General features: G+C 46.1%; 9 protein-coding genes and 1 pseudogene. All 10 read right to left on the bottom strand.

What is annotated here, in order from left to right; all coding sequences use genetic code 11:
• The coding region (locus tag Q0389_RS03540; RefSeq protein ID WP_298691688.1) for a M23 family metallopeptidase at positions 1 to 1,267 on the bottom strand (1,267 nt) is incomplete at its 3' end.
• Complete coding sequence (locus Q0389_RS03535; protein ID WP_298691686.1) at positions 1,264 to 2,196, bottom strand: DHH family phosphoesterase; 933 nt, start codon at positions 2,194 to 2,196, stop codon at positions 1,264 to 1,266. The genes Q0389_RS03540 and Q0389_RS03535, both read right to left, overlap by 4 nt.
• 71 nt (positions 2,197 to 2,267) lie before the next feature.
• Positions 2,268 to 3,176: a DUF302 domain-containing protein gene (locus tag Q0389_RS03530; protein WP_298691684.1), complete on the bottom strand. Its 909-nt coding sequence runs from the start codon at positions 3,174 to 3,176 to the stop codon at positions 2,268 to 2,270.
• Positions 3,177 to 3,185: 9 nt separating this feature from the next.
• On the bottom strand, positions 3,186 to 3,620 hold the full coding sequence (locus Q0389_RS03525; protein WP_298691682.1) for a DsrE family protein: 435 nt from the start codon (positions 3,618 to 3,620) through the stop codon (positions 3,186 to 3,188).
• Between the two features lie 110 nt (positions 3,621 to 3,730).
• Positions 3,731 to 5,215, bottom strand: a complete 1,485-nt coding sequence (locus Q0389_RS03520; RefSeq protein WP_298691680.1) for an OprD family outer membrane porin — start codon at positions 5,213 to 5,215, stop codon at positions 3,731 to 3,733.
• A 43-nt stretch (positions 5,216 to 5,258) separates the two neighbouring features.
• Positions 5,259 to 7,025, bottom strand: a complete 1,767-nt coding sequence (gene soxB, locus Q0389_RS03515) for a thiosulfohydrolase SoxB (protein ID WP_298691678.1) — start codon at positions 7,023 to 7,025, stop codon at positions 5,259 to 5,261.
• Between the two features lie 10 nt (positions 7,026 to 7,035).
• On the bottom strand, positions 7,036 to 7,803 hold the full coding sequence (gene soxA / locus Q0389_RS03510; protein WP_298691676.1) for a sulfur oxidation c-type cytochrome SoxA: 768 nt from the start codon (positions 7,801 to 7,803) through the stop codon (positions 7,036 to 7,038).
• Positions 7,804 to 7,806: 3 nt separating this feature from the next.
• Positions 7,807 to 8,142 carry a thiosulfate oxidation carrier complex protein SoxZ gene (gene soxZ, locus Q0389_RS03505; RefSeq protein WP_298691674.1) on the bottom strand — a complete coding sequence of 112 codons (336 nt, stop codon included), beginning with the start codon at positions 8,140 to 8,142 and terminating at the stop codon, positions 7,807 to 7,809.
• Between the two features lie 54 nt (positions 8,143 to 8,196).
• A complete protein-coding gene (gene soxY, locus Q0389_RS03500; protein WP_298691672.1) occupies positions 8,197 to 8,667 on the bottom strand; it encodes a thiosulfate oxidation carrier protein SoxY in 471 nt (156 codons plus the stop codon).
• A gap of 17 nt (positions 8,668 to 8,684) precedes the next feature.
• Positions 8,685 to 8,882 (bottom strand): annotated as a pseudogene (locus Q0389_RS03495) (sulfur oxidation c-type cytochrome SoxX); the annotation flags it as partial.

The raw sequence follows: 8,882 nt of genomic DNA, 5'->3' as shown, positions 1-8,882 counted from the left end.
GAACCAGAATACCGAAATGAAGATGATCTCCCATCGCATAACCGCTTAGGCCCGTTTTAGCGATTTGCTGACCTGCGGCGACACTGTCTCCTTCTTGAACATCCACTTCCGAACAATGTCCGTAGAGTGTGTATAATCCGAATCCGTGGTCAATAATCGGCAAGTTCCCGTAAATACCGTTAGGCTGCGAAAAAACGATTTTTCCGCCGTTTGAGGCAACAATCGGTCCCATATGGACACTTGCTAAATCCAATCCCATATGATACGCATTGGAAAGATTTTGCTGCCCTTTATAACTGTAGATACGGTGATCCCCGAAATCTGCTACTTTTTGACCGTTGACAAGCGGATAAAACGGTGCCGGATTAAAATCGGTAACGATGTTTTTCGAAACTTTGGACGTTATATCGTGAATGATCTTTTCATTATCCGAGCGTACTTTTTCATTGATAATTTTAAACTGTTCCAATCGGTCATCTACACCTGCGGTTTGTTCGTACTCGTTCGCCAATTGGGCAATTTTACCGTCCAAAAACGCATCGCTGAGTTCGATATTCGATACGCGGTATACATGGTCTTTCAAACGTAACGGCACCGTGCTTCTGGCTTCATTACCCGCGCGGTCGCGTGCAACAACCGTCGCCGTAAAACTTTGTTCTTGAACCGGCCAAGCTAAGAGCGATGCATAGTATCCTTCTTTGATGAAGGGTTGGGCGATAAACGTTTTGCCGAAATTGGTTTCAATTTTTAAACTCTCCATATGAGGGTCATCCGCTTTGAAAACGACGATCGCCGATCCCCCTTTTTGAATTTTATACGAGTTTGCGACAATTGCCAGATTCGGACGGCGTTGATCGATTACATAGGTAAACTCTTCTTTAAGCGTATTGCCCATGAACAATCCCCAGAGACTGTTGTCCGTCGCTTCGATTTTCAACGTGACTGACGGGGAGTCGACACGGCGGACCCCTTTAGGAGGGAGGACATCAAAGCTTCTTTTGATTTCTTTTGAAGGAGTAGTATCATCAACGACAACCCATTCGTCATGCGGTGTCATCAGCGTCGCTTTAAACGATTTCAGTCCGCTTGCGTCTTCAACGTTCACATGGATCGGATCTTTAAAATTCCAATATCCATCCAGACTAAGCGTCACTTTTGGATCTTCACGCTCAAAACTCGGCGAAAACGCCATAAATCCCAGCGCACCCAGCACTACTGCTATTAAAACCCATCCGATAATCCCCGAACCGTTTCGGCCTCTTCTCACTCAAACTCCTTTTGTATCGTTGTAATTAAATCGCCGACGAAATCTCTCGTCCGAGCCTCTTTGATATAAGCACCGGCACGATGCCGATGCCCTCCTCCTCCGATAGTCGCCATGACTTTTGACGCATTGAGCGTATCATCGGTATAGAGTGAAATTTTCATTCCGCCGCCGGGACGTTCGATATGAACCATCGCCGCCTGAACGCTTCGCATTTGCAAGGCGTCTTCCAAAACACTTTTACATTCAATGACACCGCTTCCGGTCTCTTCCAAGAGTGCAAGCGATACTTCAAACACCGCTACTCTTCCATCCAAAAGAAGTTTCATCTGTTTAAGCAGCGCTCCGCGTAACCGCACAGATGCCAACGAACGGCGTCGATAAAGCCACTCGACACATAAAGCGTGATCGGCTCCGAGTGTAATTAACGAGTGGGCTAAAGCAAAGGTTTTAGCATTGCATTGCGGTACACGAAAACATTTTGAGTCTTCAAGCACTCCGGCATAAAGCGAAAGCGCCATTTTAGCATTGATTGTTAATCCGTTGGCAACAAAGAAATCATAAACGACCTCCGTCGTACTGATTGCATCGGTATCGACAAGATTGAACGTACCGTAGCGTTCGTTACTTTCGTGATGATCGATATTGATGAGGGGCAATGCCGTATCGATCCCGAGTCTTTTATAGCTGCCGCAGTCAAAACTCACGATACAATCCGCATCTTTGGGAAAACGATGGGTGAGCTTATCGAACCACGGCAGAAACCCCAGATTCGGATTAATCTCGGTAGAAGTGCAAAACAAGGTGACTTTTTTTCGCAGACGGAGCAAATGAGAGAAAAATGCACATGCCGAGCCGAGGGAATCGGCATCGGGATTTGCATGGGCAATCAAAACGATATGATCGGAAGAATCAATCAGGGATAAAGGCATCGGATACTCGTTAAACGCTTCACAGGCAATAAATTGCCGGGATTATAGCATGTATCCTCGCTTATACAATACTATTCGATAACACTTTTCAAAACGGCTTCAAAATCTTTCTGCGCTTGAGACAATACCGCTTTGGCATCCGGATCTTCTACGCGGGCACTGCTCATCCAGTTGTAAACTCCCGGGAATCCCATTACGATCTCATCAGCATCTTTTTTCTTGTATACCATCAATGTACACGGTGCAAAAGCCGCGGCTTCAGGACGTGTTTGAGCAACCGTATAGATCACTTTGAGTTTACAAATCGAATAAGTGTCATAAAAGTTAAAAGGGCTTTCATCTCCGTTTTCCGTCAACATGAACTGATAATCGGTAAAATTGGACAATACGAATCCGGCAGGTTTGAGCCCTTCTTCGATCATCATTTCCGCATCGTCTTTATCGCTTTGCCAGCTGTCGGCACCGCTTGCACGGACGAATCGGCTCAACAATACCCCCTCAGCAGGAAGAGCGTCCGCACTCAACGTGTGTTTAGCCCCGGGAAGCGTTTTTTCTAAGATAGCCATCACATTTTTTTCGATAGCGGCAAACTCGGGAGCGTCAAACCCTGCGATTTTTTTCATTGCCGCCACGGTCAATACCGAAACATGCAGATCGTTTTCACCTTTTTTCTGGTAGATACCGACTCCCATCGGGACGAAAATTCCTCCGTCCGGATGCGATTTCACCAAAGAAGCCGCCTCTTTTTTCGGAATCACCGTCATAAGGTTAAAAATGGAAAAATCGCTTTTCCCGAATTGTTTCGTAAACGGACCGTTCATTTCGGTATCGGCCGATATCACGAATCCGTTCGCTTCAAACGCTTTTTCTATAACGGTCGGGCTCAATTTTCCATCAGCGTTCGGAGCGCTGTAAAGGTGTAAATCACCGCCGAAAAGGGATAAAAACCCCGCCATTATCAATACAATTATTGCTTTCACTTTTTCTCCTTATGGATGGATATATACGGCACCCTCTGCAGAGCGCTCGATAATTTCGGCTATACCGGCACTGACGACTTCAACATCGGGCATCAGTTCCGATTCCGATATATTTTTAGTACGCATCGTATTGCCGCATGCGACAAACTCAACCCCGTATTGTTGCAAAGCATCCACACGCGGAGCAAATGCTTTCTCATTTTTTAATACGGTCCGAATACCGTGATAATAAGCGACGATCCGCATGTGTACTTTTTCCGGTCCGTAGAATTTCAAAACATTGTTTGCCGTACTTAAGACGTGTTGAATCGTCTCATCGTCGCCGGAACTCACTCCGAGAACAACCTCTCGGGGCTTATCGATAGTCGGCAAAGGCTGGGCAAAACGGACATCGGCATACAGGGAAACACTCAATAGCAACCAAATCCAAAACACTTTTTTCATAGCTACTCCTTGAAGACTTCCGTATAATGACGGTTGTAGACTTTCAATTATACAAAAGTCCACAATCTTCATTATAAAACAAGACCCGCCCAAAGGCGGATCATGTATTGTTAGAACATATAGTTGATTTCGAAACGGTACTCGTTGTACGAATCGTAATCGGTTGTATCGGTAATCGGTGTTTTTAACAATGGGTCAGCATTGACCGTTGCAAAACGGAGTTTAAACTCTGTGTTTGGCAAAGCTTTAAACGTTTGAATCGCATCGACATGGAAAATCGTGCGATCTGAATATTTGAGCGAACCTGCAAGCATTTTCGCATCATCATAATTCATATCCGCATAATCGGCCGCAACATTCAGACCCGGAACCAAGCCTGCTTTGTTGAAATCGTATTTGGCTTGAACCATCCATGTTTTAGTATTTGCCATCCAGTTATACTGTGCCATAGAACGGGTATATCCTCCCGTCGGGAATCCACGCCACGGAGCAATGATATCGGCATCATCGGCAACTTTAGAGAAACCGCCCATGAGTGAAAACGGTCCGTTTGCCAAGACCAAACGTGCTGCCCACATGCTTGCGTCAACGCTGGTAGGATCAGTATAACCTTTTGCCGATGCAGCTGTAACATTACCTGCTAATGCCGCACCTCCGATTGCACCCGCACCGTCGTCCATTTGACGAAGATAACGTACACCCGGTGTCAATGACCAGTCACTGCCAAGAGCGATTTTATAGTTCGCTTCGAGAACCAATGTAGAGAAAAAGCCGTCGATGTTATAGTAATCAGCGTTAAGTTTCAAATTTTTGATCGATTTGTTTTCTGCCGTTACAAAAATCATTTCAGGATCTTTATCTTCTCCCGCAGCCGCGATTTTGGCCGGAGTGAGTCCTGCATGTCCTGCAGAATCGTCATTCTCAACACGTTTTTGGTAAGCTAAAATACTGTGAAATGTTTGGTGATCACGTAACTTTTGTTGTGTGATATACCCTAAACGCAATTTGGTATCGGGAACATCTTTGTTTTCAACAACGGCTGCTTCAAACGTATTAGGAACCATTTTAGTGTCATTGGATGCCAAAAGGGTGCTTTCGATAATTTGGCGACCGACTTTAAGATCGGTTTTTCCTGCTTTGTATTCCAAATATCCCTCAGCCAATACGCCGATAGCCTCTTCTGAACCGTCAGCCGCCGTACGATACGTATCTTTACCCGCTTTACCGATATTGGTCGTACCGATAGTATTCTCAGCCGTAAGCGGCACCGTTCCGTAAAAACCTAAAGTCGCGCCGAATCCGTTGAAAAATCCTGTTTTATAGATCAAGCTTCCGCCGAGTCCCCATGCATCATGATCTTTTGTGCTGTTCAATTTTTCATTATCCCAGTCCCACAAAAACATGTTCGAACGGATACGCCCGTAAACTTCACCTTTTGTAAACATTTCGGCTACAGTATTTACATCACCCGGAACTTTGGTATATTCAACCTGCATATTCCCTTTTAAGGTACGATCTTCCGTTTTAAGCGCATGCGCCGACGTTGCTAGTAGACATGCAGCTGCTGCCGCCATACTGATTTTCATTACGTTCATAACTCTCACTCCTTTAAGTTTTGAAGTTGACGATCGGGGTGTTTTAGCACCCTCTCGCACCTTTTTTCGGACAGCCGCAGTCATAGTCCATCAAGCGCACATTGCTGTTACCGCTGATGTTGACATTTTTCTGACGGCGAATATACGCTGCGGTGACATCGTATACCGGACGGGTGAGCGATTCTCTGAGATTGCTCCCCGCGTTTTGCAAATTGCCGCCCCATGAAGAGACTTTATACACTTTTGCATCGTTCAACGGTTTTCCGCCGACCGTAATGTTGTGAATACGCTTACCGGAAGCGGCTCCAACCTTGATCTCGTAGGTCACCCCGCCGAGACGACTCATATCTCCTCCTTGCTGATACAGCGGATTAGCGTTGAACACGTTATCGGCGATATCCTCAAGCAGGGTACGGATATGTTTTCCGGTCAATTCGAAGGTATAGACGTTCGGATACGTGATCGCCGTCATATCATAGACGTGATCCATCGTAATCGCATCTCCTTCGAGTACCGTGGTTCCCCAGCGGTATCCCGGAGTAAACGAAATATCCGAGTCCATCGCATCGATGATCGAATCGTTGATCAGTTGGTCGAACGTCGAATGGAAGGTGTCACGTTTAAATAATGTATTTTTCGTGATCCCCAACACTTCGGAAAGTTCCGAATCATACGGCGAGTACAATTCCGCTACCAATTTTTCCCCTTCCGGATCGGCCGGAATAAGGTTCGACGCTACCGGAATGAGTTTGTACTCATACCCTTTGACTTTATGGTTTTGGATATCGATATCCAAACGTCCGACGTATTTACCGTGGCTTCCGGCGATAATGATGACAGTACCGTTAATAACCGTCGGCTGCGGAGAAGGGTCATGCGTATGTCCGCTCAGGATAAAATCAATCCCTTTGACTTGGCGCGCAACCTCCTGGTCGACGCTGAACCCGTCATGCGACAATACGACGACACAGTCCACTTTTTCCTCTTTGCGGAGTTTGTCTACATACGTTTGAAGGGTATCCAAACGAAGACCGAAGCTCCATCCTTGAGTAAACTCTTTCGGGTTTGCCGTAGAGGTGAACGGGAACGACTGACCGATGATACCGATCTTAGCCCCGCCGCGCTCCATAATCGTGTACGGTTCGAAAATAAGCTCTTCGAAATCGTCGGCAAACGAATCGTCCCCGATAATATTTTGGGAAATGAATTTCGCGTTGAGCATTTCGATCAGCTCTTTGACCCGCGTTTTACCGTACGTAAATTCCCAGTGACCGACCATAACGTCGACACCGAGATAGTTTTGCGCTTTGACGATCGCCTCACCCTTGGTTTTTAAAGCGACTCCGGTACCCTGCCATGTATCTCCCGAATCGAGGAGCATAACATTATCGGCACCGCGCTCTTTTTTGATATGGTTAATGAGGGTTTTCATATGAGAAATCCCCCCCATTTTCCCAAATTTATGCGCCATTGCGTCAAAATTCATGTAGGTATCGAAATAAGCATCCAGACTTTTGCCTTTCATACCGTAATGTTTCAAAAATGACTCACCGCACAAAAATCCCGGTGTTCCGGTCAAATTCGGTGCCGAAATCAATGTCGATGGTTCACGCCAATACAAAGGCTTAAGGTGCGCATGCATGTCGCAGATATGCAACAACGTCACATTCCCGCGGGCATTAAATCCGTAAATCTCTTTAAGACCGACCTCATCGATCCGTTTGACCGACGAAGCAGCCGAAGCAACCGCCGGAACTCCCAGTCCCAAAGCAGCCGCGATATGAAAAAAATCTCTTCGTGATAAATCCATTCTCTCCCCCTTAGCGTTTCAAGCCCGGGATCTGGATCTCGTTCCCTTTGGTTTTATTGGTCACGTAAACTTCTAGCGCAACCATCTCTTTTGAACCGAGTGGAATTTTTGCCAATAACGCATTGTCCATACATTGTTGGAAACGTTTATCCAATGCCGTCGTTTCGCTTTTGGTCATACGATACGCAGGCCAGGTTCCCGCCGCTTTGTTCACACCCAAATCCGGCAACGGCTGCATTCGCAGACGCTGACCGATAATATCGGGGCTGTGACAGCTGTTACACGAAAGACCGCGCCCGCCGCGGCGAGTTTCAAACACTTCTTGACCGAGAGCCATCATCTCTTTCATCTGTTTGTTCGCTTTGACGTCGATGTTCGTTTTTAGACCGTTCGCCAATGATTTGACGTATGCAGTCATTTTCAGCATCTCTTTGCTTTCCAGTTTCGGAACCGTTTTGCCGGCATCCGCAGCCGCCATTTGAATCGATTGCGAAAGGGTAATCACTTTTTTCGCCCCATCGACATAACGTGGGAATCCTGCGATATAACCCGCTAAGTCTTTCTCTTTAACCCCTAACATTTTGCTGTACGCTTCCAAAGAGGTCATATTGCCGAAAAGTTGTTCCCCTTCGGCAACATCCATATCGGCGGGATTATTTTCGAGCATCTCCGCATACATCGCTTTATCGGCATCGCTCATACTGAGTTTTTCTTCCGCATTTGCACCGCTGAAAAGAGCGAGACAAACCAGTGCGGCACTTACAGATAATTTACCCATGATTTATCCCTTTGGAGTGATTTGTTGTGTACTTTCGACACTTTGCCCTTTGTTGTCTTTGGCAATAACTTTCAACGTTCCCGCTCCCGGTACTTTAAAGCTGATCGAGAAGAGCGGATTAACCGACAACGATTCCCAGATCACCATCTTTGTAATCACTTGGTCGTTAAACATAAATTTAACTTCGTCAATGTACTGAGCCGGGATGATCTCTCCGGTATCTTTGTTTTTACGCATACCGGTTTCCATCGGGTGCATTGCCATAAAGTCGACTTTAACCGTTTCGCCTACCGCATAGGTTTTCGGTTTGATTTTAATCAGTGTTTTCATCTCTGCCATGGTGTATCCTTTAAATATCTTTTTGTTATTTCGCTGTTAAGGTAAAATCGGTTATCAACCGCATCCGCCGATGGTTACTTTGACATTTTGCTTTGCACTCAAAAACGTTCCGTCACTCATTTCCGCAATCGCAACGACATCCTGAGTTCCGCCGAGTTTGATACGGGTTCCGAAATAGGCTTCGCCGTTCGCAGGAGTCAAATAGATATTCGCACAACGCACGTTAGAGTTTTTAGACGCCAATACATGAATCGCTTTGACGTAATCTTTATCGCTCATCGGGCTTTCTACGGTTACTTTGACAGGGACAACCGCACCGTTTTCCGCAATCTCGGGAGCCGAAATCGATACTTTTGATGACGGAGTCACCGGTTTTCCTCCGGTAATCGCCGCAACCGCCGTATCATAATTCATCTCGTTCGGTCCGACTACTTTTTTCGCTTCGTCCGCCGATGCAACGTGCGGTAATAGTGCCGCACATGCCGCCGCTACCCCAAATCCTTTAATAAATGATCTTCTTTCCATGATATTCTCCTTGATAATTATTTTTTCGATACGATGTAAGAGGCCAAATCGCATACTTCGCGTTCATTCATAAGACCGTTCGTCAGATTGATCGTCATGTGCGTCGTCGGGTTGTCGATACGTGCATCCGCGATTTTTTGATAAACGAATTGGGCGTTTCGCACACCGCTCTTCATAAACAACTCTTTATAGTTGGTCAAATCCGGACCGATGTT

It is taken from the genome of uncultured Sulfuricurvum sp. (assembly GCF_937936435.1).
Classification (GTDB): Bacteria; Campylobacterota; Campylobacteria; order Campylobacterales; family Sulfurimonadaceae; genus Sulfuricurvum.
Note: the sequence above shows the minus strand (reverse complement) of the source record. Positions and strands in the feature narration are given on the sequence as shown.

What these genes read in the sequence shown, in the direction of transcription:
- Q0389_RS03535 (WP_298691686.1), bottom strand. Translation starts at nt 2,196, where the DNA reads ATGCCTTTATCCCTGATTGATTCTTCCGATCATATCGTTTTGATTGCC.
- Q0389_RS03525 (WP_298691682.1), bottom strand. Translation starts at nt 3,620, where the DNA reads ATGAAAAAAGTGTTTTGGATTTGGTTGCTATTGAGTGTTTCCCTGTAT.
- Q0389_RS03520 (WP_298691680.1), bottom strand. Translation starts at nt 5,215, where the DNA reads ATGAACGTAATGAAAATCAGTATGGCGGCAGCAGCTGCATGTCTACTA.
- soxB (WP_298691678.1), bottom strand. Translation starts at nt 7,025, where the DNA reads ATGGATTTATCACGAAGAGATTTTTTTCATATCGCGGCTGCTTTGGGA.
- soxA (WP_298691676.1), bottom strand. Translation starts at nt 7,803, where the DNA reads ATGGGTAAATTATCTGTAAGTGCCGCACTGGTTTGTCTCGCTCTTTTC.
- soxZ (WP_298691674.1), bottom strand. Translation starts at nt 8,142, where the DNA reads ATGGCAGAGATGAAAACACTGATTAAAATCAAACCGAAAACCTATGCG.
- soxY (WP_298691672.1), bottom strand. Translation starts at nt 8,667, where the DNA reads ATGGAAAGAAGATCATTTATTAAAGGATTTGGGGTAGCGGCGGCATGT.